Genomic DNA, 24,784 nt, shown 5'->3' on the forward strand with positions numbered 1-24,784 from the left:
GGTCACGGACGGCGGGCCCGCTCGCGCCGCGCTCGCTCCGGGCGCTCGCTACCGCCGCCACTCCGTGAACAGCCGCGTGTCGAACCGGTCGGCGCGGACGAGACCGACGCCGAACGCGGCCGCGACCGCGGCGGGCAGGGGGTTCCCGAACCAGACGTTGATCGAACCCCAGAGGATCACGAAGCTCACCATATCGTCGAGCATGAACTCGCAGTCCCGGAGCCGCTCGCGGATCGCCGCCGCCGCGAAGGCGCGGTCGAGCGTGACCACCGCGACGACCGCCGACAGCACCCAGCCCGCGTAGTTCGAGAGGGGGACGCCGTAGAACGCCCCGCCGCCGAAGTTCCAGAAGCCGAGCGACACCGCGCCGGGGTCCAACACCACGTCCATCGCGACGACGACCGGGATCACCGTCGCCAGCCGGACCCACACGCTGTCGGCTCGCGGCCCGAGCAGCAGCAGGCACAGCAGGTAGGCGTTCATCACGAGCGGGATGAAGAAGACGGGGAGCGCCACCGGCACGCCCCCGAGCATCGGCCCGAGGTCCACCGTGTACGCGAACTCGCCGTACGGCCACCCGGTCGCGACGCCGACGGATTCGATGAGGTACGTGTACGCGATGAGGACGCCGATCCAGCCGAGCGCGCGGCGGTCGACCGTCGGCAGCACGCCGACGACGAGCGGCGACCGCATCACGAGCACGCCGAACAGCACGAACCACGGATGGAACGCGAACGGCTCGGGGATCCAGCCCTCGGCGCTGCCGACGAGCGCGATAGCCCCCACGAGCGGGAAGACGACCGCGATGGTGAAGCGGTTCTCCCGGACGAGCCGGTCGAGCAGCGCCTCGGCCTCGCGGCGCGTGTCCGGCGCGCGTTCGCGGAGCGCGTCGAACCCCGACCCGGTCGTCGTCGTCGCGGCGCCGCCCCTAGACTCGCCGCCGACCGACCCCGCCTCCGGCGAGCCGCCCTCCGCCGACCCGCCGCCGTCGGCGTCGGTCACGGCAGCGCCTCCCAGAGCGGGTACACCCGCCAGAGGCCGCCCATCGACAACAGCGTGCCGACGACGGTGTTCAGCGCCGGGAACCACCAGTAGGCGCGGTCGACCGACACCGACGAGCGCGCGACCCACGCGACGAAGACGGGGTACACCCCGAGCAGCGCGCCGAGCCGGGGGTCGACGAGCCAGAAGCCGGCGGCCGCGGCGGCCCACGCGGCGAAGCAGTAGGCGTACGTCCGCCCCTCGCCCAGCACCGTCGCGGTCGTGTCGATCCCGGCCGCCCGGTCCGGCTCGATGTCGGGGATGGCGGAGAACGTGTGCATCCCCATCGTCCAGAGCCACGCTCCGGCGAGCGCCGCGAGCGGCGGGTGCGCGCCCGCGACCGTCGCGTACGCCGCCGCGCCGGGGAGCGCGTACAGCCCGTTCGACAGCGAGTCGAGGAACGGCGTCGTCTTGAACCGCGCCGGCGGCGCGCTGTAGCCGACCGCCAAGACGAGGAACCCGAGCAGGTACGGCCACGCGACCCGGGGCGTGATCGCGAGCGTCGCGAGCCCGAGGAGGCCCGACGCGACGACCGCGGCGACGACGAGCCGGCTCCCCCGCCAGCGCGCCTCCCGGTCCTCCTTCTTCGGGTTCAGCTCGTCGATGTCGGCGTCGAACACGTCGTTGACGCCGTAGAGGAACACGTTCGCCGGCACGAGGAAGTACGCCGCGAGCGTGACCGTGACGGGCGTGAACAGCCCGCTCACGGCGTCGATCCCGTAGGTGACGCCGACCGCGACCGGTCCGGCGAGGTAGAGCCAGAAGCGCGGCCGCGACAACACCAGCAGGTACCGGAGCCCCTCGCTCCCGCTCCCGGCGGATCGGTTCTGGTCGCTCACGGCGGTCATCACACGTCGTCGTCGGCCATCGCTTCCGCGGTCAGCCCCCCGCTGATGAGACACATCGGGACGCCGATGCCGGGCGTCGTCGTCGACCCGGTGAAATAGAGCCCGTCGACCGCGTCGGAGGTGTGCGGCGGGCGCAGCAGCGACGTCTGGGTGAGCGTGTGCGCCAGCCCCAGCGCGCTGCCCGCGTAGCTGTTGTACCGGTCAGCGAAGTCGTCGACGGAGAACGTCTCCTCGACGACGACCCGGCCGCGGAGGTCGGTGTCGGTGTTCGCCGCGATGTCGTCGATCACGAGGTCGCGGTACCGGTTGCGGATCTCCGGGGTGTCGGCCAGCCCGGGGGCGATCGGGACCAAGGCGAAGAGGTTGCTGTGTCCCTCCGGCGCGACCGTGTCGTCGGTCTTCGAGGGGACACAGAGGTAGTAGGCGGGGTCGTCGGGCCACTCGGGGTCGTCGAATATCTGCTCGAAGTGCTCGTCCCAGTCGGTCGGGAGGACGAGCGTGTGGTGTTCGAGGTTCGGCACGTCGCCCTCGACGCCGAGGTATAACAGGAACGCGGAGGGGGCGTACGTCCGCGACTCCCAGTACTCCTCGGTGTACTGCCGCTTCCGCTCCGGGAGCAGCTCCTGCTCGGTGTGCGCGTAGTCGGCGTCGGAGACGACGCGGTCCGCGAGGTAGCGCTCGCCGTTCTCGGTGTCGACCGCGAAGGCGCCGTACCGCCCCTCGATCCCCGTCACCTCCGCGTCGGTGACGAACTCGACGCCGAGGTCCTCCGCGAGCTCGACGATGCCGTCGACGACGGCGCCGATCCCCCCGTCGGGGTAGTAGACGCCCATGTTGTAGTCGACGTGGCTCATCAGGTTGTACAGCGCCGGCGTGTTCGTGGGTGAGCCGCCGAGGAAGACGAGCGTGTACTGCATCAGCTGCTGGAGCTTCGGGTGGTCGAAGTAGTCCTCGACGTGCCCCTGCATCTTCCCGAGCAGCGAGAGGCCCCACGAGTAGCGCAACACGTCGGTGTCGACGTAGTCGCGCAGCCGCGGCCGGTCCTCGTAGACGAAGTGTTCCATCCCGATCTCGTAGGTCCGCTGGGACTCCTCCAGATACGCGTCGAACGCCTCGCCCGCGCCCGGCTCGTACGACTCGAATATCTCTCGGTTCGCCTCGCGGTCCGGCAGCACGTCGACCTTGTCCCCGTCCTTCCAGAACACGCGGTAGTGGGGGTCGAGCCGCTCTAACTCGTAGAACTCGTCGGGCGACCGCCCGAAGTGACCGAAGAACCGCTCGAAGACGTCCGGCATCAGGTACCACGACGGCCCCATGTCGAACTGGAAGCCGTCGACTTCGAGCCGGCTGGCGCGGCCACCGAGCTGCTCGTTTTTCTCCAGTAGCGTGACGTCCGCGCCGGCGTCCGCGAGGTAACAAGCCGTCGAGAGTCCGCCGAATCCGCCGCCGATAACGACGACCGACTCGCCGGCAACGCTGTCGATGTTCGGGACCACGTCCATATGAGATCGTACGGGCGGCTCCGGTATAAATCCGGCCAGACGCGGCGGCGGAGCGTCCCTGACACGTTCGGGGAACCCGGTCGCGACGGGGGAGAGGCGACGCGTCACGCGACGCGGAAGCGACGCGGAGGCGACGCGGAAACGGTTGGCCGGGCGACCCGAGTCGGACGGCGCTGAACCGAGTGGATACGACTAAGTTGCGGCCGCGCGTACCGGTTTCCACATGGATCTGACGGTCGCGATCACCGGAGCAACGAGCGGGATCGGACGAGCCGTCGCGGAGGCGTTCGTCGACGAGGGGGCGTTCGTCGCCGTCTCCGGACGCGACGGCGCGGCAGTCGATCGGACCGTCGCGGCGCTGAACGGCGAGGGAGACGACGCGGAAGGCGGAGACGAGCCCTCTGAGGGGGCCGACGGCGGCGAGCGCGGCGCCGCCTGGGGCGACCGCGTCGACGTGCGCGACGAACTCGACCTCGAACGGTTCTTCGAGCGCGTCGCCCGCGAGGCCGGCCGGATCGACGTCGCCTTCGCGAACGCCGGCGTGTTCCACGGCGAACCGGGCGAGCGACCGACGACGGAGGTCACGTACGCCGACTACGACGACACGATGCGGACGAACGCGCGCGGCGCGTTCGCCACGATACGCGAGGCGGTCCCCCACCTGGCGGACGACGCGCGCGTCCTCGTCCCGTCGGGCGCCGTCGCGGCCGAGTCGAAGCCGGGCATGGGCGCGTACGCGGTGTCGAAGGCGGCCGCCGAGGCGGTCGCGCGCGGCTTCGCCGCCGACCTCGACGCGACCGTCGGCGTCGTCGACCCCGGCCTCGTCGCCACCGACCTCACCGGGAAGGAGCGCGCCCGCGACCCCGAGAGCGTCGCGCCGCTGTTCGTCTGGGCCGCGACCGAGGCCCCGGCCGAGGACCTGAACGGGGGACGGCTCGGGCTGCGGGAGTGGAAGACGGCGACGCGGTAGCGGAGCAGCCGGTGTCCGGGCGCGAGCGCGTTCCGGCCGCTGCCGGCGCTCGCCCGCGCCGGATCGCAGGCCCCGGCGCTCAGACCCGCGACACGCGCTCGTCGACGTCGACCGCCGGCGGGTCGGCCGCCGTCGACGCCACCGCGTCCATGAACGCGGTCCGGTAGCTGGCCGGGCCGGCCGGCGACGCCTCGGCCGCGCGCTCCCCGGCGAGCCCGTACGCGGTCGTCGCGACGAGGGCCGCCTCGGTCGCCGCCTCGACCGGTCTGTCCGCGCGGGAGACCAGCGCGGTCACCGTCCCGAGCGTGCTCGCGAGCATACAGCCCGATCCGACGAACGAGCCCATGCGCTCGTGGCCGACGGCGACCTCGTACGCGCCGCCGTCCGGGCCGGCGACGACGTCGACTTTCCCCGACGCGACGACGGCCGCGCCGGTCTCGCTCGCCAGCGCCTCTGCGGCGGCCGCGACGCCCGATTCCTCGCCGACGGACTCGACGCCCCGGACCGTCGCCTCCTCGCCCGCGAGGCCGCGGATCTCCCCGGCGTTCCCCTTGATCGCGTCGAACGCGACCGCGTCGAGGAGCCGCCCGACCGACTCGACGCGGTGCGGCGTCGCGCCGTAGCCGACGGGGTCGAGGACGACCGGGACGCCCGCCTCGTTCGCCCGCTGGCCGGCGTCGACCATCGCGTCGACGTCCGGGCGGCTCGCGGTCCCGGTGTTTATCACGACGGCGTCGGCGCCGGCCGCCATGTCGCCGGCCTCGGCCGGCGCGTCCGCCATCACCGGGAGCCCGCCCCAATGGAGGGTGACGTTCGCCGTCTCGCTCGTCGTCACGGCGTTCGTGAGGTGGTGGACGAGCGGCGACGCCTCTCCGACCGCCGACAGCGTCCGCCGGAGGCGGTCGGCGTCGAACCCGGCGAGCGGGTCGTCTCCGTCAGACATCCGCGACCGCCCCCGCGAGTGCCGCCGTCGCCGCCTCCGGGTCGTCGGCCGCCGTGATCGCGGACAGGGCCGCCACGCCGGTCGCGCCCGCCTCGACGACGGGCGCGGCGTTGCTCGCGTCTATCCCGCCGATCCCGATCACCGGGAGGTCGACCGCGTCCGCGATCGCGGCGATCCGCTCGGTGCCGACCCCGTTCCGCTCGTCCGGCACGTCCTTCGAGGCCGTCGCGTACACGGCGCCGACGCCGAGGTAGTCCGCGCCCGCGGCCTCGGCTTCCCGCGCCTGTCCGACCGTCGAGGCCGAGACGCCGACGACCGCCGACTCGCCCAGCCGCTCGCGGGCGACCGACACCGGCAGGTCGGACTGCCCGAGGTGGACGCCGTCGGCGTCGACGGCGGCCGCGAGGTCGATCCGGTCGTTGACGAGCAGCGGGACGTCCGCCTCCGCCGTCAACTCGCGGAGCCGAAGCCCCGTCTGGTAGCGCTCGCGGTCGGTGTGCCCCTTGTCGCGCAGCTGGACGACGTCGACGCCGCCGTCCAGCGCGGCCGCGACGACCTCGGTCGTCGTCCGCCCCGCGGAACGGCTCGCCGCCGTTACGAGATACGCCTGCCACTCGTTGATATTCACGTGTGATATCGGGCGGTGGCGGCGTGAAAACGGTTGCGTTCCGAACGTCGGGCGCGTCGCTCGACTGCGACCGGGGCGGTCGCGAGTCGAGCGGGTGCGCCGGGACGGACAGACACAAGCCGACGCGACCCGTACCGTGATCAAATGCTGTCCCGGCTCCGGAACGGCGCCGCTCGCGCCGGCGAAGCGGTCGCAGCCGCGCTCGACCGGGCCGGCGTCATCGACCGGTCGCGGCTGGACGAGACGATGGGCCTCGCGTGGCCCCGGATCGTGACCGGGTTCGCGATCATGTCGAAAAACACCGTGGACCTCGCGGTGATCGGGCACGCGGTCGGCGTCTCGGCGGTCGCGGGGATGGGGTATGCGTTCGCGTTCTGGCAGTTGGCGAAGTTCGTCTCCATCGGCCTCGCCGGCGGCACCGTCTCGCTCGTCTCGCAGAACTACGGCGGCGACGAGCGCGGGCGGGCCGGGCTGGTCGTCAAGCAGTCGCTGATCGTGGCCGCGCTGCTCGTCGCGCCCATCGTCGCGGGCTACGTCCTCGGCGCGGAGCGGTTGGTCGGTCTCGTCGGCGGCGATGGGGCGGCGCTGTCCGCGGGGACCACCTACCTCGTCGTCACGGCGCCCGCGCTCGCCTTCGAGTTCTTCAACATGATCGCCAGCCGGACGTACGCCGGCGTCGGGGACACCCGCACCCCGATGGTCGCGCGCGCCGGCGGGGCGCTGTTGAACGTCGTCCTCACGGCGTGGCTCGTCCTCGGCGCCGGGCTGGGCGTGTTCGGCGCCGGCCTCGGCACCGCGGTCTCCATCGCCGCGGTCGCGCTGGTCCTCGCGTGGGGGATGACCGGCCGGTCTTACTTCGGCCGCGGCGCCTCGCCCGTCCCGGTCGGCCGCTCCGGGCCGTGGTTCGACGCCGGGTTGACCCGTCAGCTGCTCCGGGTGTCCGCGCCGCTCGTCGCGCGCCGGGTGGCCGAGGGCGTCGTGGTGTTCCCGCTCCTGTGGATCGCGTCGTCGTTCGGCTCCGCGACGGTCGCCGCCTTAGAGGTCGGCCGCCGGGTGCGGGCGCTGCTCGGCTCGTTCAGCTGGGGGTTCTCGATCGCCGCGAGCACGCTCGTCGGCCAGCGGCTCGGGGCCGGCGAGGAGTCGCTCGCGACCGCGTACGGCCGCGACGTGATCGCCCTGTCGGCGGTCGTCTACGTCCTCGCCTCGGCCGCGGTGATCGCCGCCGCGGCGCCGATCGCCGGGGTGTTCGTCGACGACCCGACCGCGGTGGGCGCCACCGCGGCGTTCGTCGTCGCGGCCGCGGTGAGCGCGGTGCCGCTCGGCGTCGACGGATCGATCACCGGGTCGCTGCGCGGCGCGGGCGACACGCGGTGGCCGTTCGTCGCGTCGCTGATCGGGCTGTACGCGTTCGCGCTCCCGGTCGCGCTCGTCGGGCTGGTCACGCCGCTCGGCGTCGGCGGGCTGTACGCGGCGCTGGTGGCGGAGAAGCTCGTCCCGGCCGGGCTGAACGGCTACCGGTTCCGGTCGAACCGCTGGCAGGCGGTCAGCCGACGGTATCGGCCCGACGCGGGCGAGGCGGAAGAAGAGGTGGGGTGACCCCCGACGCGCTGCGGTCTCGTCTCGAAGCGCAGGACGCGGGCCGCCGGTCGCGGACGGGCGACCTACTCGCCGTCCGCGACCTCCTCGACCATCTCGACGCTCCCGGTGAGCTGCCGGTGGACGTACGGCATGTCGATGCCGGCCTCGTCGAACGCCTCCTTCACCGCGGTGACGTACTCGGACCGGACCCGGACGAAGTCGCCGCGGTCGGGGTCTTCGATCCACCACCGCGACTGGAGCCCGACGGCCGAGTCACCGAGTTCGACCACGCGGACGGAGACGCCCGGGTCGTCGAGGATCTCCGCGTGCGCCTCTGCCTTCTCGACGATGATGTCGGTGGCCTCCTCGATGTCGTCGTCGTAGCCGATCCCGAAGACGAACTTCTGTCGGAGCGTATCGTAGGCGACGGGGTTCGTCACCGCGTTGTTCGCGAGGTCGCCGTTCGGCACGGTGATGAGCTCGTTGTCGAACGTCCGAATACGCGAGACCCGCAGGTCTATCTCCTCGACGCGACCGGACCGGCCGCCCCACTCGATCCAGTCGCCCACCTCGAACGGCCTGTCCTTGAGGATGAACACGCCGGCGACGAAGTTGCCGAGGAGGTCCTGCGCGGCGAAGCCGACCGCGAGTGCGATGGCGCCGCCGAACACCGCGAACGCGGAGAGGAAGCTCCCGTAGCCCCCCACCGCGAAGCCGATCGCAATCGCCGCGACCCAGACGACGGCGTTGAGCACGTTCGTCCCGAGGCTCAACACGGCCTCGTCGAACCCGCGCGACCTGACGACCCGCCGAAGCCCGGGAATCAAGACGAGCTTTCCGAGCAGCAACACGACGACGAAGCCGGCGACGAACCGGAGCGCCGTCCCCGCGAGCGCGCCCACGTCGACCACGTTCGTGACCGCGTCGAGCTGTAAGGGATACATCGTCCCGTCTTTGCGGCGACTATATAAAGAAGCTACTGGCGGCGCGGTTGTTTACGTCCGGTTCGACGGCGGAGTCGATGGGTCGCCGGCCCGCCGGTCGCTCCGGGCCGCGAGCGACGGGGTTCGCGCCTCAGTCGCTCCGGACGGCGAGCGGCCCGTCGCCGCGCGCGACCGCGCGCAGTCGTCGCCCGTGGACGTCGTCCGCGGCGACCCGCTCCCGGACCGCCGGCGGGATCCACGCCTCGCGGCCGTCGGGTTCGGGGGCCGGGTCGACCCCCGCGGGTCGGATCCCGTCGGGGAGGTACCGGGCGTACGTTGGGAGGCGTTCGCGGAGCGGCACGCCGCCGGCGTCCGCGACGGCCTCAAGTTCGCGGAGGTCCGGCCACTCGTACGCCGGGTTGATGTAGTCGTCCGTCACCGGCGAGACGCCCCCGAGGTCGTCGATACCGCAGTCGACGAGGTCGGCGGCCGGCGAGAGGTTCGGCGGCACTTGGACCGACACCTCCGGCGGCAGCGCCGCGCGGGCCATCGCGACGACCCGGCGCATCGTGTCGAGGTCAGGCCTCGGGAAGTCCGAGCGCTCGTTGGGGACGACGTTCTGCACGATCACCTCCTGAACGTGGTCGTGCCGTTCGTGGAGCGCGCGGATCGCGAGCAGGCTCTCGGCCCGGTCGCGCCACGCCTCCCCGATGCCGACGAGGATGCCGGTCGTGAACGGGACGCCCTGCCGCCCGGCCGCGCGGACGGTGTTGAGCCGCTGGCCGGGCGTCTTTCGTCTGCCCCCCGAGTGCGCGTCGACGTCGGCCGTCGTCTCCAGCATGACGCCCATCGACGCGTTCACCTCGCGGAGGTCGCGGAACTGCGACTCCGTGAGGTCGCCCGGGTTCGAGTGCGGGAGCAGCCCCTCCTCCAGGGCTATCTCGCAGGCCCGGTAGAGGTACTCGTGGATCGAGTCGAACCCCCACTCCGCGAGCGTCTCGTGGATCTCGGTGTACCGCTCGTCGGGGGCGTCTCCGAAGGTGAAAAGCGCCTCCGTACAGCCCGCGTCGGCGCCGACGCGGCACTGGTCGCGCACCTCCTCGGGCGACAGCAGCGACGCCTCGCCGGGGACGTCGTAGTAGGTGCAGTACGTACAGGTGTACCGGCACGCCGTGGTGAGCGGGATGAACACGTTGCGCGCGAAGGTCAGCCGGTCGGCGGCGTCGACGTCGGCGGGGCGGACCGAGAGCAGCCGCTCGACCGCCCGCTCGTCGACCGTCACGTCGACGTCGTACTCGTCGGCTCCGGCGAACACGCCCGTCACTCGCGGTCGGCGTTCAAAAAGGATCGCGGTTCCGGATCCCTCGATGACACCGGATCCGGTTACGTCGGCGCCGGACGGCGGGAGCCAGCGATTTCGAGACTCACTCCCGGGTGACCGCGACGCGCCCCTCGGACGCGTCGAGCGCGAAGCCGGCCTCGCGGAGCCACGTCGCCGCGCGCCCCTCGCCGTGGACCAGCACCTCCGCGAGGTCGTCGGGTTCGTCGACGTCGGTCCCGAGCCGGTGGGAGTCGACCGCGGCGAACGCCGCGCCGACCTCGGCCGCGATATCGCGGTGGTCGAGGTACGACGCGCCGTGGTAGTCGACCCGGAACTCAGGATGGGAAGCGACGAACGCGTTCGTTCCGCCGCCCCGCCCCGGCGCCACCGCGACGTCCGCGTCACGGCCCGCGTCGAAGAGTCGGCCGAGCGCCGCCGGGGTGGCGAGCGCGAGGTCCGCCATCACCACCGCGACCGGTTCAACGGCTGTTCCGCGTTCGCTGTCCGCTCCCAACCGCGCGTCCAGCGCCGCGTTCACGGCGTCCGTCAGCGGGCGGTCGTCGACGGTGACCGGGCGGTCGACGTCGACCGCGTCGGTCGCGAGGACCCGCGGCTCCCCGCCGGCGGCGGCGACCGCCTCCAGCACGTCGTCGAGCATCGCCCGCGCGAATTCGCGTCGCTCGTCGGGCGAGAGGACGCCCGAGAGCCGCGACTTCGGGCGGTCAGTCGAAAAGGGAACGATGACCTCCATCGCGAGCGGCGGCTGGCCTAGAACAGGGATTCCAGCTCGTCGCTGTCGTCGCTGACGAGCTCGTCGAGGTTCTCGTCGCTCTCCTCGCGGATCTCGTCTAAGTTGTCCTGCGCCTCGATGGCGACCTGCTGGAGCTCCTTGATCCGCGGGACGTTCGTGACGCCCGCGAGCAGGATGACGGTCGCGACGAAGCCGGCGCCGCGGTACGGGTAGTCCCCGCCCCGGACCTCCATCGAGCCGGTCTGCTCTTCGAGCCACTTGCGGCCGCGCTCGATACCCTTCCGGTTGAGGTACTCCGGCGGGCCGGCGAGCACGAGCAGCGCGCGCTCCGCCCCTTCGATCTCACAGGGGAGCGTGAGCCGGCCGAGCGCCGCCTTGCGGACGAGGCTGGTGATCCGGTTCGTGGTGTGTGCGCTGTCGAGCTCCTCGTCGTCCCCGTCGTCGCGCAGCCGCGAGAGCAGGCCGCCCGAGGAGCGCTCCTCGACCTCCTCCTCCGCGTAGCCGACCGTGGAGACGCCGCCCCCGGAGAGCGTGTTGATGATCTCCGAGGAGTCGACGACGCTCTCCGCGACCTCCTGGCCCTGCTGGATCTCGCCGGCGCCGAACAGGATGCCGAACCGGCGGACGATCTCCTCGTTGATCTCCTCGTAGCCGCCCTGAACGGACTCGCCCGTCTTCCGCCACGCGTCGTTGTCGAACACCATCAGGTTGTCCACCTCGCGGACGAACGTCTGGAACGAGCGGGCCGCGTTGAGGGTGTAGATGCCCCCCTCGTCGCTGCCCGGCAGAATTCCTAGCCCGTAGACGGGTTCGGTGTAGATCCGCTTGAGGTGTTTCGCGAGCACCGGCGCGCCGCCGGAGCCGGTCCCGCCGCCGAGGCCGGCGACGACGAGGAACGCGTCCACCTCGTGGACCGGGATCGAGTCGATCGCGCCCTGGACCTCGTCGATGTCCTCCTCCGCGATCTCCGCGCCCAGTTCGTTGTCCGCGCCGACCCCGTGGCCCTTCACCCGGGACTGGCCGATGAGGACGCGCTGGTCCTCGGCGATGTGTTCGAGGCCCATGAGATCGGCCTTCGCCGTGTTGACGGCCGCCGCGGCCCGAACGATCTCGGAGCCCGTCCGCTTATCGTACTCCAAGAACTTGTCAACTACTTTACCCCCCGCCTGTCCGAATCCGATCATTGCGAGTTTCATCGTGTGCTCCCTCCGCGTTTGAAATGAACAGAGCGTGATCTCGTATATAAGCCTTCGGTTGGCGTTACCAGCGTTGAGATTAGGGCAGTTGACACGTTCGATCTCCGGCTCATCGGATCCCGAGGTGTTCGCCCAGCGTCGTCAGGTCCGCCGGGTCGGCGTTGAACGCGCCGACGTCGTTGTCGGCGGTCGTGTTGTCGAACTTCAGCGATCGGTACTGGTCCGCCCCCATCGGGAACCCGGGGACCGCGCCGAGGACGGAGAGCCCGATCTTCGCCAGCGGCATGGGGAGGGGAACGATCGTGACCCCCTTCTTCTCCGCCTCGTAGACGAGGTCCGTCACCTGCCGGAGGGTGAGCACCTCCGGGCCGCCGATCTCGTAGGTCTCGCCGGCGTGCTCGTCGTCCGTCACCGCGGCGGCGATCATCGGGACGAGGTCCTCGACGTGGACCGGCTGGAACCGCGTCTTGCCGCCGCCGGGCAGCGGGTACAGCGGGACGCCCGGCGCGAACATCCCCTTCAGCCGCTTGGTGAACGAGACGAACTCCCCGCCCTCACCGAAGACGACGGACGGCCGGAAGATGGTCCAATCGAGGTCGCTCTCGCGGACGATCGTCTCCGCCTCGCCCTTCGCACGGATGTAGGCGGTGTCGCCGTTCGGGTCCGCGCCGAGCGCGCTCAGCTGGACGAACCCCTCGACGCCGCCCGCCTCGGCCGCGCGGACGAGGTTCTCGGTCCCGCCGCGGTGGATCCGGTCGTGCATGCGGTTGCCGCCGTCGGGCTCGAACAGCGGCGAGAGCGCGACCAGGTTCACGACCGCGTCGTGCCCCTCGACGGCCGACTCGATAGAGCCGTAGTCGGTCACGTCGCCGGTGACGCCGGTGACGCCTTCCGGCGTCTCCTCGGGCGAGCGGGAGAGCGCGGTCACCGCGTGACCGTCGGCGGCGAGCGCGCGACAGAGGTACGATCCGATAAAGCCGGTCCCGCCGGCTACCAACACTTTCATGCGATCCGCATCGCGCGGAAGGCCCCTAAACCTACCGCGGCGTCTGACGTTCGCGAGATCCGACGAGTCGGCGGCCGGCGCCGACGCGAGCGGCCGGAATCACTCCTCCTCGGGAAGCGGGACCGTCAGCACCGGCACGGGAGCCGTCCGGAGCGTGCGCTCTGCGACGCTCCCCAGCAGATACTTCCCCACCCCCGTCCGGCCGTGTGTCCCCATCACCACGAGGTCGACGCCGGGGTCGCCGACGTACGCCCGGATTCCGCTGGCGGCCGAGGCGGCGACTTCGACGGCCCCGACCGACTCCAGTCCGGCGGCCTCGACGCGCTCGACGCCCGCCGCGACCGCGGCCTCGGCCTCCTCGGAGAGGGCGTCGACGTGGTCTCCGACGCCGATGCCGCCGGTGTCGACGACCGAAAGGACGTGGACCGTCGCGCCCGCGCGCTTCGCCGTCGGGACCGCACGTTCGATCGCCGCGGCCGCGGTCGGACTCCCGTCGGTCGGGACCAGCACGTCCCCGTACGGGTACGGGACCGTCTCGTCGCCCGGCCGTAGCGCCAACACCGGCACCGGCGACCGCCGGACGACGCGCTCGGTGGTGCTGCCGACGACGCGTTCGACGCCCTGCCGCCCGCGCGTCGACATCGCGACGAGGTCGGCGTCGACCTCGTCGGCGTACGCGACGACCGTCTCGGGGACGCCGCCCTGTCGGACCGCCGTCTCCACGTCGACGCCGCGCTCGGCGGCGCGAGCGGCCGCCTCCTCGACGATCGACTCGCCCTCCTGCTCCAGCACGTCGACCACGTCGCCGCCGATCCGCGTCACGCTGTCGCGGGTCGTGTCCGCGACGTGGAGGACGTGGACCGTCGCGCCGTGGTCGGCGGCGACCGCGAGGACGTGCTCGAACGCCGCCGCGGCCGCGTCGCTGCCGTCGGTGGGGACGCAGATCCGGTCGAACATACCGGCACCGTCGCGGCGCCGGGTGAAAAACGCTCGCGTCGTCGCGGCCTCGGCGGGTCCGGTGCGCGCGAACGCGTCGCGGAGCCCCCCGAGCCCCGCCGCGACCCGGGTCGTTTATTCCTCGCGGCGGCGGAACGCCACCATGCTGATCACGCTGGAGGGGCTCGACGGCAGCGGCAAGACGACGGTCTGGGAGGCGCTCCACGACGTGTACCCCGGCGCGACGTTCACCCGCGAGCCCACCGACAGCTGGTACGGCGAGGCGGTGGGCCGCTCGATGGGCGACCCGGAGGCCGACCCGCTCGCGGAGCTGTTCCTGTACACCGCCGACCACGCGAACCACCTCTCGGAGAGGGTGCGGCCGGCGCTCGCGGACGGCGACCTGGTGATATCCGACCGCTACTCCGACTCGCGGTTCGCCTATCAGGGGGCGACGCTCGCGCGTTCGGACGCCGAGATCCAGCGCCCGCTGGAGTACGTCCGCGGGATCCACGCCGCGTTCTCTCGCCCGCCGGACGCGACGATCTACCTCGATCTGGACCCGGAGACCGCCGCCGAGCGCGCCGGGCGGACGGACAAGTTCGAGCGCGACGGCTACCTCGCGGCCGTGGCCGACAACTACGAGCGCCTGATCGACGCCGACCCCGGGCGGTTCCACCGCGTCGACGCGACGCGGTCGCCCGAGGACGTGATCGCTCGCGTCGAGGATATCGTGGCGGAACTCGTCGAGCGCTGACCCGCTCGGGAACCGTCTCGTCAGCGCGTGTCCGGCAGTTCGTACTCGTCGGGCGACGGGACGTAGAGGTAGTCGATCGCGGCTCCCAACGCTAGTGGCAGCCCGATGAGGAGCGCGAGCAGGATCGTCGGGCTGCCGACGTTGATCCCCGTCCCGACGCCGAGCGCGCCCGTGAACACGAGCGTCGAGACGAGCAGCAGCAGGGGGGTCAACACGAGCGTGTACACGACGGTACCCCACGACGTCGAGAGCTGGATCCGGAAGAACCGAGTCGCGACACCGGCGAGGAACGTGTGGAACGCGACTAAGGCGAGGAGGCTGCCGAACCCGAACAGCGCGAGCATAGTCGTCGTACGGACCCGCGACACTTCCCGCTATCGGCCGCAGCCCGGACCGCCGTCGCTCGCCCCCGGCGGACCGCCCTCGGACCGACCCGCCGACGCTCAGACCGGGCCGCCGCCGCCCTGCTGTCGCGCCGCCGAGAGCAGGTTCGAGACCGGCTCCGTGTACTCGTATCCGGGGATGACGCCCTGAACGTACGTCCCCTCGACGAAGTCGATCAGCGCGCCCGCGTCGTCGACGCCCCGCCGCTCGTTGATGTCGGTGAGCGCGTAGGCGACCGAGATCTCGTCGCCCTCGCGCTCGATCGCGGGGTCGAACGCCCGGTCCTTGCGGGTGACGCCGCCGACGTCGACCGCGCGCCGCTCGAACGTGTCGGCCCAGCCGTCCTCGACGACGTCCGCGACCCCGTCGGCGGTGACCGCGGAGAGGGTCGGGACTCGGACGGTGACCGCGAACCGGATCCGGCCCTCCTCGGCCGGCTCGGCGCGGACGCGCCCGTCGAACGCGGTCGTCGTCGAGACCCAGCCGTCGCCCTCGCGCTCGAAGGAACCGTGGTCCGCGAACGCCCGCCGGACCCGGCCGGGGAGTTCGTCGCCCACGGGGCCGTCGCCCGCGGAGTCGTCGGTCGAGTCGGCGCCGTCGGCGGCCTCGGCCTCGTCGTCGGTCTCGCTCATACCGATCCGGAGGCGACGCGGCCTGAAAAGCCGCTCGCGTCGATCGCGCGCTCTCGGCCGTCATCGTCGACCGGCCGCTCCCGTCGTCGACCGGCCGCTCCCGTCGTCGATACGGGCACTCCGAGCCGGTACGTGGGACCCTTTTGTGCGTCGACCGACGAGACCGGGCATGGCAGACACGTTCCGGTCCACGGAGGGACTGATCGACGCGCTCGCGGACGCGGAGTTCGACCGCCCCCCGGCGCTCGTCAGCAACGCGCACATCACCGGACTCGGCGTCGCTCGCGCGCTCGACGCCCACGGCGTGCCCGTGATCGCGCTCGACCGCGCGGGCGGCGACGCGGGCGACGCCGGCGACGGTGGGGCCGAGACCCGGACCGTCACCCACGACGGGCTGGCGCCACCGTCGGACGCGGTCGACTACGCCGGCGCGGTCACGTACCCGCTCGACGACCTCGACGGGTTCCGCGAGGACGTGGAGGCGGTCCTCGACGCCGCGGGCACGGAGGCGGTCGCGTTCGGCTGTATGGACGAGTGGGCGCTGTCGTACGCCGAGGCCGACCCCGACGGGGTCCGGCTCCCCTTCGCCGGCAGCGAGGCGCTCGACGACGTGTTGAACAAGTCGGAGCTGTACGCGACCTGCGAGGCGCTCGGCGTCCCGTACCCGGAGACGTACCGGCTTGAGGAGACCACGGCCGCGGGGACTCGCGAGGCGGACGCCACGGTCGACGAGGCCGCGGCGGCGCTCGGCTTCCCGCTGGTGGTGAAACCCGAACTCAAGCGCGACTTCGAAGAGGCGTTCGGCACCAACGTGATCGAGGTCGCGGACCGCGGGGAGTTCGAAGACGTCGTCGCGGCCGCGAGCGAGGAGGGCATCGCGGTGATGGCCCAGAAGCGCGTCGACATCGCGAGCGGGAAGGACCACTCGCTGGCCTCCTACGTCCCGCCGTCCGGGACCGACGACGCGCTCGCGGTCGTGGGCAACGCGGCGGTCCGATACCCGCGCGACTTCGGCACCTCCTGTCTTGTCGAGACGGCGGACGAGCCGGCCATCGAGGAGCGCGCGCTCGCCGTCCTCGACAACGCGGGCTACCACGGGATCAGCGAGGCGGAGTTCGTCTACGACGAGGCCCGCGAGGAGTTCCTGCTCCTCGACGTCAACACCCGGCCGTGGAAGTGGATCTCGATGCCCGTCGCCGCGGGCGCGAACCTCCCGATGGCCGCCTACGCCGCGGTCACGGACGCCGAGTACGAGTCCGCCGGCGTCGAGCCGACGCGGTGGGTGTACCTCCGCGACTACCTCTCTCTTGTAGCGGGCGACGACGTCTTCTGGGACCAGCTGTCGGCGGCCGACTGGCGCCGGCTCGTCTCCGGCGCGTTCGAGCGCGAGGCGGACCTGACGACCGGCGTCTACCGCCCCTCCGACCCGGGCCCGGCCGCGAAGCTGTTCGAGACGGAGTTCGTCGACCGCGAGTACTACTGCTCCTGTTAGGTCGGTGCTGGCCCGAACGAGGGGCGTCGATCACGCCCGATCGGCGCCCGAGCCGTCCCCGACGGGGACCTCCCAGAGGAGGATGGCCGCCGCCCCGACGACGAGGACGGCGCCGCCAACGCCCAGCGCAAACAGCGGGGAGACGGCGTCGGACACGACGCCGCTCCCGAGTTGGAACGGGACGACCGCGAGACCGCTGACCATCGCCATCGCGCTCAAGACGGTGGCACGGCCGAGCGACTCGACCCGGTCGTTGATGTACTGTCCGGCGAACGACCGGGTGACGTCCGACACCCCGCGGATCAGGAGGAACGTCGGGAGGGCGAGCACCGGGACGAAGTACATCCCGATCAGCGCGCCGCCGACGGCGAACGGGAGGAGGAGGAACCACGTCCGCAGTCCGATCCGTTCCCTGATAGCGCCCGTGTAGTAGGTGAGCACCGCGCCGACGAGGCTGTACGCCGCGTAGAACCACCCCAGAAGCGATTCGACCTGCGACTGCCGGAGGCCGAAGTCGAGGACGACGGTCTCGAAGATCGGCTGGAGGAATACGAACACGAGGTACGTGACCGCGGCGTACAGGACGTAGTAGTACAGCAGGAACGACCGCAACCGACGCCGAGAGAGGACGTCTCTCACGATGCCGACCGTCCGGCGGAGGCTCAGGTCCCCCGCATCGGTCTGCTTGTACGTCTCGGCCTCGTCGAGCGTGAGCAGTACCGGGACCCCGAGGCTCGTCACGCCCGCCGCGACGAACCACGGGTACGAGAGGTCGACACCGCCGAGATACCCGCCGAGGATCGCCGCGACGGCGCCGACGGCCAGCGCCGCCGACTCCCCGCGCCCCCGAACGCGAGCGAACTCGTCCTCGGAGAGGTCGTCGGTGAGCGTGTCGTAGAGCCACGCGTCCTCGCTGCCGGAGCGGAAGTTGTATCCCAGCGACCAGCAGACGTAGAACCCCGCCAGCGGGAGGAACGAGTTCGACAGACCGATCCCGAGGAGCGTCACGGAGATGAGCGCGGTTCCGATGAGGAGGCTGTTGCGTCGCCCGACGCGGTCGCCGATGTACCCGGTGGGTATCTCACCGAACAGCGTCGTCAAGTTGTACAGCGCCTCCAGAACTGAAATCTGCGTGAAAGAGAGCCCCTGAGCCAAAAAGAAGAGGTACATGATCGGCCGATAGAACTCGACCGCTTTCGTCGCCTTATATACGTAGTACTTCAGGATGTCTCGGGAGAGAGCACCTCCGAGATCGTCACTCCTGCTACCGGCCATGCGTGTCCCGGCAAATGGGGCGTCGACGGGTGTATCCTGTTATTACGGAGTCCCCGATCGGAACATACGCCGGCGTATCTGGCCGGTACCCTCGCGCGACCGAGCGTTTCGCGGGGCGGTCGAGGAGGTCCCGGTCCGCCGGTCGACGCCCGGCGTTCGGCCGGCAGCCGAGGCGACGCGCTGGGCGCCGGTCGCGGAACACAACGTTTAGCGCGCCCGCCGACGCAGGGCGCGTATGGGCTTCTTCGAGACGCTCGCGGACCGGATCGACGCCGTCGACAGCGTCGTCTCGGTCGGCCTCGACCCCGACCCGAGCCGGCTCCCCGACACCGTAACCGACGCCGACCTCCCGCGGTGGGCGTTCAACCGACGGATCATCGACGCGACCCACGAGCACGCCGCCTGCTACAAGCCGAACGCCGCCTTCTACGAGGACCCCGACGGCTGGCGCGCGCTCCGCGAGACCGCCGCGTACGCCGAGGGGAAGGGCGTCCCCGTCCTGCTCGACGCGAAGCGCGGCGACATCGGGAACACGGCGCGCCGCTACGCCGAGGCGCTCGACTGGGTCGACGCGATCACGGTGAACCCGTACCTCGGGCGCGACTCGCTCCAGCCGTTCCTCGACCGCGCGGACAAGGGCGTGTTCGCGCTCTGTCGCACCTCGAACCCGGGCGGCGCCGACCTCCAGGACCTCGAACTCGCCTCCGGTGAACCCCTCTACCAGCGCGTCGCCGCGCTCGCGGACGTCTGGAACGCCAACGACAACGTCGGCCTCGTCGTGGGCGCGACGACGCCCGAGGAACTGGAGACGGTCCGCGATATCGTCCCCGAGATCCCCTTCCTCGTGCCCGGCGTCGGCGCGCAGGGGGGCGACACCGAGGCCGCCGTCGAACACGGGCTCGCGTCGCGGCCGGACCTCCCGGTCGACGTCGGCCTCGTGAACTCCTCGCGCGGGATCATCTTCGCCGGCGAGGAGTCGAGCCGGCCCGACGACGAGGCGACGTACTTCGGCGCCGCGGGCGACGCGGCGAAGCGGCTCACAAAGCGGCTGAACCGGCACCGCTAGGCTCGCGTGCCCTTCGGCGCCCGCTACCCGCGCCCGGCGGCACAGCCGGAACAGGCGCGAGCGGTCTCGTCCCAGTGGTCGTCGCAGACGGCGCGCCCGCAGCGGTCGCAGGCGTGAGTCGCGCTCGCCGCCTCGCAGACCTGACAGAGTCCCGTGAGGCTCACGGCGGCGGTAGGGTCGCACGGCTTATCAGGATCGGGGGCGAGCCACGGACATGCGCCAGTTCGTCGTCGTCGGCCGCGACGTGCCCACCGATCCCGACGCCGTCTCGCTGTCGGACATTCCGGGGGCCGGGCGGCTCGACCTGCTCTGCCGGTGCGTGAGCGCCGGCGTCTTCCTCTCGCACGGGATCCGCGAGTCGGTCCGGGTCCACCTCGTGATCGCGGACGAGTTCACGGTCACCTTCGATTCTGACAGTCTCCGCCACCTCCACCCCGACGAGCGCAACGTCGCCGCGCGGGTCCGCGACGCGCTCGCCGCGAAGGACGAGGCCATCGGCCACATGCCTGCGGACGTCTCGCCGGGCGTCGAACTCCGCCGGATGGGACTCGACGCGACGCTCGACCGCCTCGCGGGCGAAGACGGTCGCGGCCCCGACGGGACGCTCGTCCAGCTCCACGAGGATGGCGACCCGCTCGTTGACGCCGAGTCGCCGACCGACCCCGTGTTCGTGCTCTCGGACCACCACGACTTCGCGCCGGAGGAGGCGGACTCGATAGCGGACCGCGCCGAGCGACGCCTGCGCGTCGGCCCGGAACTCCTCCACGCGGACCACGCCGTCACGGTGGTCCACAACTGGCTCGACACCGACGGGTACGCCGACTACTGACCGCGAGACGGATGCCGACCGAACCCCCCGACCGCGAGACGACCACCGCGCCCGATACCGACCCGCGCTTTTCGGTCCCGCTTCGCGGAGTCGCCGTCGACCCCGAGACGCGCTGCGCCCACTGGGACGACCCCGTCGACGTGGTGGCGCTCCGGTTCGGCTGCTGTGAGACGTACTACCCCTGCGACGCCTGCCACGACGCGGCCGCCGACCACGAGGCGGTCCCGTGGCCCCGCGACCGCTTCGACGAGCCGGCGGTGCTGTGCGGCGCCTGCGGGACCACCCTCACCGCCCGGGCGTACCTGGACAGCGATGACACCTGCCCCGCGTGCGGCGCCGCGTTCAACCCCGGCTGTCGGAAGCACCGCGACCGGTACTTCGAGGTGGCGGGGTCGGACGGCGGGCACGACAGAGACGATTTATAAACGATTGCGCGGTGCGGTGGCGCGTGCCGGTGAGCGCCGCGGCGCGAACCGCACGCGCGAGGTCGCCGGCGCTACGCGCCGGCTGCCAGAGAATCTTCGATTCTCGCTGGACGCGGTGAGCGCTCGGAGAGCGCGAACCCCGAGGTTGGGGAGGTGTGAGGCTGCGGTGCGGTCGCGGTCGGGCGGGACTCAAAGGGGCTGGGGCTTTGGAGGTGTTCACCGTCGATCCGTCAGCGGACATTTATAAGCGGGCGACTGGGCCCTTGGTGGCGTCCGTAGGTGCCGTCAGTTCACCCGGATGTCATCGACTGCCACCCTGACTGAACTGCTCTGATCGCCCCCCTTTCGGAAGGATTAAAAGAACGAGCGGCCTTCTGTCGAGTGCGGGCCGGTGGGGTAGCTTGGTATCCTTCGGCCTTCGGGTGGCCGTAACCACGATTCAAATTCGTGCCGGCCCACTACCCCGTTATACTTTTTCCAGCCTCTACTGACAGGTCTTAGCGGCTCTACGGGGTGGTCTCTGTGAGCCTCTCCGACGGCTCAACCGGGACTACCCTCTCTGCTGACGGTCCGGGCGAGTTCTGGTGCGGGCTCTGTAACCAGCGGTGTACTCGTAACTCGTCGAGCGGCGTCGAGTACGGCCACGCCCTGGACTGTCCCGCGCGTCCCAGCGAGCTCTCGAATCCCGACGAGAAGTGAGCCGGCCAGCTGCGCGCCGGTCCACCTCCCCACGGCTCCGGCACGATCTCGTTCGCTCCCTCGAGGCGAGCCCCGTCAGTCTCTCCAAGCGGTCGGCGACCTTGTGGTCCGTGAGGTCCGCCGGACGCGGACCGAACGGCGCCGACCGCGCACAGGCGACCGAAGGTCGCCAAACGAGCGGCGGTGCTGTCGCGAAGCGGTCGCGCACGTTCGGAGGTGAACGATGAGCGCGCCCGACGAGCCGGCCGCGTCTTGGCCTTCCAAGGAGACTAACTCTGTAACGGCTTCTCTCACCGGATTAGAGGATGACGCTGATCCGATCGTCGAACGTTTGAGCGAGTTCGCGACCGAGTACCCGCACCTCGCTGACCTTCCGCTCTCGGAGGCGCACGGGCGGAAGCTTCGCCGCATTGTCACGGAAGCCGACTGGGAAAAGGAGTTCGTCGATCCTGATCACCCGCTCGAAGATTCGTTCGCCGTCGACTCGCTGCGCTCTCGGTCCGCCGGGACGTGGCTCGACGCGATTCACGCGTTCCTCCGCGCCCACCACGAGTACAGCGGGATGATGGCCCGCTTCGAAGATCGGGAATCGGGCGACGAGTTCGACGTACCGCTTGCCGACGCGTGGGGGAAAGAGTACAGCAAGAAGCAGTACGCACGGGCCCGCGCGCTCCAGCGACAGATGTCCGGCGGAAAGCGTCCATCCGGTGGCGAAGCCGCTCCTGCGTGGGATGACCCGGTGACCGTGATGCTCACCCTGACCGCCTCGTCGGTCCCTGACGGCGATCGCCTTCCGCCCGTCGAACAGATGGACGCGATACACGACGCCTTCAGCTACGGCGGCGTTCGCGACACGCTCCGCAACGTGATGGAGTATCACCTAGACCTCGACTCGGAACAGTGGGGCTACTGGCTCCAAGCGGAACCGCACGGAATGGGCGCCGCTGCGGCCCCCGACAAAGACGCCGGCCTCAATGTCTGCTACACTCATATTCACGTCGGCGTCTACTTCGACGGAGTCGGGTTCGGTGACCTCCGCCCGGTCGCTTCCGAGTTCGAACGGGTGATCGACAAGCATCTAGAAGTCTGCGACCCCGCCGGCTGGTCGGCGCACAACTACGACGCGATCGACGACTACCTTCAGGAAGACGACGGCTGTATTTCGATGAACGCAGACGTCGGGAACCTCGGTTCGTACCTCGCCGCGTACATGGGCGGCTACACTGAGGACTTGCTAGACAAGCCGATCGAGTACATCGCGTGGGGCGCGGTCTACTGGTCGGCTGCCCGCCAGCGGACCACCCGCTCGCAGACTGTGAATCAGGCCATACGCGCCGATCGATGTGAACAGCGTGCGGAAAACGAGGAGTCTGGGCAGGTCGACGCTCACGGCGAGCGCATCCGTTGGGACGACGGCCGTGGCGCCGATGTTGTCTGCTCCTGCTGTGGTTCCCCGTGGACTGTCGACCAGGACCAGCTCGACGGGCCGCCTGAGACTGAATCCGCGTTCGACGACGATCTTCGTTGGGCCGCTGACGCAGCTGCTCCGGCGCCGGAACCGGAACAGGACCGATCACTCGCCGAGCGGTGGCCCAGTGCCGACAGCGCATGGTCCTACGGAGAATCCCCGCGAAAGTCGTTGATACGCGACCGCGTTCACGATTACCTCGACATACAAGGTAGAGACGTATCCCTTCCCTCGATACTGGCGCATCTGAACATCGACCCGTCGTATAGAGAGTTCGTCGGTCAGATTCTAGATGGTGAAATGGAACCCGACTCCGAGGCGTTCGATCGACGTTCGACGGAACCCGTGTTCGGCTACGAGCTGAAAGCGATCGTCGACCGCGATGGGAACGAACACGAACCGTGTGGCGGCGGTGTCGACATGGTATCACTAGAACTGCCGATAAACAATGTTATCCAGAATACTCGGCTCCGGAACGACCTCGCTCAAGGTGAAGTATTCCGCGACGCTCGAACTGGGGTAGCGAGTCACAGCCGGAAGATAATTGCCGCTGGGTTCGTTGAAGACGGGATTACTGATCCTGAGGTTGTTGAGCGGCTTCTGATCATCAACGACTACCACGTTTCTAATCCATCAATGGAACGGAACAAGCGACGATCTTGTATGGTTCATCCAACTGAGAAATGACCCTACAACAGTAATTATATTAAAATTCTTATATTATATTTAGCATTACCGGAACACAAATGGCATAATCACCAGAGAGTAAAACAAAGTGTAGATTATTAGCACACTAACTTCAGTAACTGCTAATATGATAACGGGGAATTTCAGTATTGTGTCATCAGTTCAAGAATGGCCGTATTGCCCGATGTAAATTGTCCGAGGCTTTTTATTTCCATGTCGTAATGTACAAATATGTCTTCAGTTGTCGCAGTAGACGCCGCAACTAAGAGTTCTGGAAACCAACGCTGCCTAATTGGAGTTGCCCTTGTTTTGGATGATGTAGAGGAATTTCGACAGCATTATTTTGAGGTTATTAACGACATTTATGATGAATATGACATCAATAGAGAAAATAGGGTAATCAAATCAGACCATCTTAGCAGAAATATCCCATCGTACCGATTGGGTGACGCAAGAGAAACTATTGGGGCAGAAATCCTTGATACGGAATCGATTGAACGTGTTAATACTACTATATGCTGGTACGAGGGCCATGTTGAAACTCCTATTGGCTCGTTCAGTGGAGGACAATTCATCAATAATTTTGTAAAATCGTACTTCCCAGTAGTAACGCTCTGGAGATACCACCGGTCTCAATTCGATTATAATCCTACTGAGACAGCACTACTGGATAGTTTTACTGGCAAAATAACGAAGTCATGGAAGTATGTGGGAAACAAGTTTGATTTTGATATTGTACCAAAGGGAGATCTAACTTATCCTGAGCTATCTGCCGCGGATATCATAGCATCAGCGCTTGGCGGAATTCTTCCTGATGATGAACCCTACACCGAATACGACCGCCACGTGGATGGATGGCTACTCACTAGACTTCCAGATACCGATAACCAATACGTCGAGACAGATTATATATATCACAACTCGGATGACTGGGTAGTTGACCACATCAAACCACACAAATATGATGTACGCCCACACCTCTCCTATCCTCATCCAGTAATCTTCATTGAAGAGAGTATTTTGTCTGGGAAAGATAGAGAAGCAATTGATCGGTCTCAATTAATGGGGTATCTGTGTAACGTCGCACGGGAAAGGGGTGGGTGTGTAACCAAGTTTAACGTGGAGAATTTCCCATTCACTGTCCGAGATGGTGATTATATTGTTTACAACCCTGTGCGACCAGAAAAGGCAAAAACACTCCAAAATCTTCATCCCAGTAAGGAGATAACGCTTATCGATGCCAGTGAAGTCTCTGACAAGTTTTGAAAGGGGTATGATTTAAGCAGGCCACGCCCGTTAGGGTGTCAGCCTGTAATAGGCGATACAGGACACATATTGAAAAAGCTGACGACTGAATTCACCGTGTAGATAGAACAAACTTCTGCGGAAGCCGATTAATCATCTCAATAATTGGCTTCTTGGTCGGT

24 protein-coding genes and 1 tRNA gene are annotated in these 24,784 nt (G+C 69.0%); 10 read left to right on the forward strand and 15 right to left on the reverse strand.

Features of this window, described 5'->3' with window-relative positions:
• Positions 1-48 precede the first annotated feature (48 nt).
• Genes cruF through crtI form a run of 3 tightly spaced genes read right to left on the reverse strand, consistent with a single transcriptional unit; the run spans position 49 to position 3,391 of the window.
• Positions 49-1,002 carry a bisanhydrobacterioruberin hydratase gene (gene cruF / locus KI388_RS07980; protein ID WP_215086148.1) on the reverse strand — a complete coding sequence of 318 codons (954 nt, stop codon included), beginning with the start codon at positions 1,000-1,002 and terminating at the stop codon, positions 49-51.
• Positions 999-1,889 carry a prenyltransferase gene (locus KI388_RS07985; protein WP_215086149.1) on the reverse strand — a complete coding sequence of 297 codons (891 nt, stop codon included), beginning with the start codon at positions 1,887-1,889 and terminating at the stop codon, positions 999-1,001. Before KI388_RS07985 ends, cruF begins: the two co-directional genes overlap by 4 nt.
• The gene (gene crtI / locus KI388_RS07990) at positions 1,889-3,391 is read right to left on the reverse strand and encodes a phytoene desaturase family protein (protein WP_215086150.1); all 1,503 of its coding nucleotides are present in this window, start codon (positions 3,389-3,391) and stop codon (positions 1,889-1,891) included. Before crtI ends, KI388_RS07985 begins: the two co-directional genes overlap by 1 nt.
• A gap of 223 nt (positions 3,392-3,614) precedes the next feature.
• Between crtI and KI388_RS07995 the strand changes: the two genes are divergently transcribed.
• Positions 3,615-4,361 carry an SDR family oxidoreductase gene (locus tag KI388_RS07995; RefSeq protein ID WP_215086151.1) on the forward strand — a complete coding sequence of 249 codons (747 nt, stop codon included), beginning with the start codon at positions 3,615-3,617 and terminating at the stop codon, positions 4,359-4,361.
• A gap of 79 nt (positions 4,362-4,440) precedes the next feature.
• Here the strand turns inward: KI388_RS07995 and thiM are convergent, their stop codons facing one another.
• Both thiM and thiE read right to left on the reverse strand, forming a co-directional pair.
• Positions 4,441-5,304, reverse strand: a complete 864-nt coding sequence (gene thiM, locus KI388_RS08000) for a hydroxyethylthiazole kinase (RefSeq protein ID WP_215086152.1) — start codon at positions 5,302-5,304, stop codon at positions 4,441-4,443.
• Complete coding sequence (gene thiE, locus KI388_RS08005) at positions 5,297-5,932, reverse strand: thiamine phosphate synthase (protein WP_215086153.1); 636 nt, start codon at positions 5,930-5,932, stop codon at positions 5,297-5,299. The genes thiM and thiE overlap by 8 nt, the downstream gene beginning before the upstream one ends.
• A gap of 144 nt (positions 5,933-6,076) precedes the next feature.
• On the opposite strand from thiE, the gene KI388_RS08010 reads away from it, so the two are divergent.
• On the forward strand, positions 6,077-7,528 hold the full coding sequence (locus tag KI388_RS08010; protein ID WP_215086154.1) for an MATE family efflux transporter: 1,452 nt from the start codon (positions 6,077-6,079) through the stop codon (positions 7,526-7,528).
• Between the two features lie 65 nt (positions 7,529-7,593).
• Here KI388_RS08010 and KI388_RS08015 read toward each other — a convergent pair whose 3' ends face one another.
• The 6 genes from KI388_RS08015 to KI388_RS08040 form a co-directional block, all read right to left on the reverse strand.
• A complete protein-coding gene (locus tag KI388_RS08015) occupies positions 7,594-8,454 on the reverse strand; it encodes a mechanosensitive ion channel family protein (RefSeq protein WP_215086155.1) in 861 nt (286 codons plus the stop codon).
• Between the two features lie 130 nt (positions 8,455-8,584).
• Positions 8,585-9,748 carry a 7,8-didemethyl-8-hydroxy-5-deazariboflavin synthase subunit CofG gene (cofG, locus tag KI388_RS08020; RefSeq protein WP_215086156.1) on the reverse strand — a complete coding sequence of 388 codons (1,164 nt, stop codon included), beginning with the start codon at positions 9,746-9,748 and terminating at the stop codon, positions 8,585-8,587.
• Between the two features lie 109 nt (positions 9,749-9,857).
• Positions 9,858-10,505 (reverse strand): 2-phospho-L-lactate guanylyltransferase, encoded by a 648-nt coding sequence (gene cofC, locus KI388_RS08025; RefSeq protein ID WP_215086157.1) that lies wholly within the window; start codon positions 10,503-10,505, stop codon positions 9,858-9,860.
• 17 nt (positions 10,506-10,522) lie between these two features.
• Positions 10,523-11,701, reverse strand: a complete 1,179-nt coding sequence (locus tag KI388_RS08030; RefSeq protein ID WP_193365843.1) for a tubulin/FtsZ family protein — start codon at positions 11,699-11,701, stop codon at positions 10,523-10,525.
• A 109-nt stretch (positions 11,702-11,810) separates the two neighbouring features.
• The gene (locus tag KI388_RS08035; protein ID WP_215086158.1) at positions 11,811-12,707 is read right to left on the reverse strand and encodes a complex I NDUFA9 subunit family protein; all 897 of its coding nucleotides are present in this window, start codon (positions 12,705-12,707) and stop codon (positions 11,811-11,813) included.
• Between the two features lie 99 nt (positions 12,708-12,806).
• A complete protein-coding gene (locus tag KI388_RS08040; RefSeq protein ID WP_215086159.1) occupies positions 12,807-13,664 on the reverse strand; it encodes a universal stress protein in 858 nt (285 codons plus the stop codon).
• A 142-nt stretch (positions 13,665-13,806) separates the two neighbouring features.
• Between KI388_RS08040 and tmk the strand changes: the two genes are divergently transcribed.
• Positions 13,807-14,400, forward strand: coding sequence for a dTMP kinase (gene tmk, locus KI388_RS08045; protein ID WP_215086160.1), 594 nt, complete (start codon positions 13,807-13,809; stop codon positions 14,398-14,400).
• 20 nt (positions 14,401-14,420) lie between these two features.
• Here tmk and KI388_RS08050 read toward each other — a convergent pair whose 3' ends face one another.
• Both KI388_RS08050 and KI388_RS08055 read right to left on the reverse strand, forming a co-directional pair.
• A complete protein-coding gene (locus KI388_RS08050) occupies positions 14,421-14,744 on the reverse strand; it encodes a hypothetical protein (protein ID WP_215086161.1) in 324 nt (107 codons plus the stop codon).
• 99 nt (positions 14,745-14,843) lie between these two features.
• Positions 14,844-15,416 (reverse strand): DUF5813 family protein, encoded by a 573-nt coding sequence (locus KI388_RS08055; protein ID WP_215086162.1) that lies wholly within the window; start codon positions 15,414-15,416, stop codon positions 14,844-14,846.
• 169 nt (positions 15,417-15,585) lie between these two features.
• Between KI388_RS08055 and KI388_RS08060 the strand changes: the two genes are divergently transcribed.
• On the forward strand, positions 15,586-16,908 hold the full coding sequence (locus KI388_RS08060; protein WP_215086163.1) for a carboxylate--amine ligase: 1,323 nt from the start codon (positions 15,586-15,588) through the stop codon (positions 16,906-16,908).
• A gap of 30 nt (positions 16,909-16,938) precedes the next feature.
• Here KI388_RS08060 and KI388_RS08065 read toward each other — a convergent pair whose 3' ends face one another.
• Complete coding sequence (locus tag KI388_RS08065; RefSeq protein ID WP_215086164.1) at positions 16,939-18,183, reverse strand: MFS transporter; 1,245 nt, start codon at positions 18,181-18,183, stop codon at positions 16,939-16,941.
• A 235-nt stretch (positions 18,184-18,418) separates the two neighbouring features.
• On the opposite strand from KI388_RS08065, the gene pyrF reads away from it, so the two are divergent.
• The gene (gene pyrF / locus KI388_RS08070; protein WP_215086165.1) at positions 18,419-19,249 is read left to right on the forward strand and encodes an orotidine-5'-phosphate decarboxylase; all 831 of its coding nucleotides are present in this window, start codon (positions 18,419-18,421) and stop codon (positions 19,247-19,249) included.
• Positions 19,250-19,272: 23 nt separating this feature from the next.
• Here the strand turns inward: pyrF and KI388_RS08075 are convergent, their stop codons facing one another.
• The gene (locus tag KI388_RS08075) at positions 19,273-19,413 is read right to left on the reverse strand and encodes a hypothetical protein (protein WP_215086166.1); all 141 of its coding nucleotides are present in this window, start codon (positions 19,411-19,413) and stop codon (positions 19,273-19,275) included.
• 50 nt (positions 19,414-19,463) lie between these two features.
• Here KI388_RS08075 and trmY point away from each other — a divergent pair, with 50 nt between their 5' ends.
• The 5 genes from trmY to KI388_RS08100 all read left to right on the forward strand — a co-directional run bounded on the left by trmY (position 19,464) and on the right by KI388_RS08100 (position 24,623).
• Positions 19,464-20,078: a tRNA (pseudouridine(54)-N(1))-methyltransferase TrmY gene (gene trmY / locus KI388_RS08080; protein ID WP_215086167.1), complete on the forward strand. Its 615-nt coding sequence runs from the start codon at positions 19,464-19,466 to the stop codon at positions 20,076-20,078.
• Positions 20,079-20,089: 11 nt separating this feature from the next.
• The gene (locus KI388_RS08085; RefSeq protein ID WP_215086168.1) at positions 20,090-20,503 is read left to right on the forward strand and encodes a CHY zinc finger protein; all 414 of its coding nucleotides are present in this window, start codon (positions 20,090-20,092) and stop codon (positions 20,501-20,503) included.
• 385 nt (positions 20,504-20,888) lie between these two features.
• Positions 20,889-20,961, forward strand: a tRNA-Pro gene (locus tag KI388_RS08090).
• Positions 20,962-21,425: 464 nt separating this feature from the next.
• Entirely contained in the window at positions 21,426-23,357 is a 1,932-nt protein-coding gene (locus KI388_RS08095; protein ID WP_251133128.1) for a hypothetical protein, read from the forward strand.
• Between the two features lie 231 nt (positions 23,358-23,588).
• Positions 23,589-24,623 (forward strand): hypothetical protein, encoded by a 1,035-nt coding sequence (locus KI388_RS08100; RefSeq protein ID WP_215086169.1) that lies wholly within the window; start codon positions 23,589-23,591, stop codon positions 24,621-24,623.
• The last annotated feature ends 161 nt before the right edge of the window (positions 24,624-24,784 follow it).

The sequence above is a fragment of the Halorubrum sp. 2020YC2 genome (assembly GCF_018623055.1).
In the GTDB taxonomy this organism is placed as follows: Archaea; Halobacteriota; Halobacteria; order Halobacteriales; family Haloferacaceae; genus Halorubrum.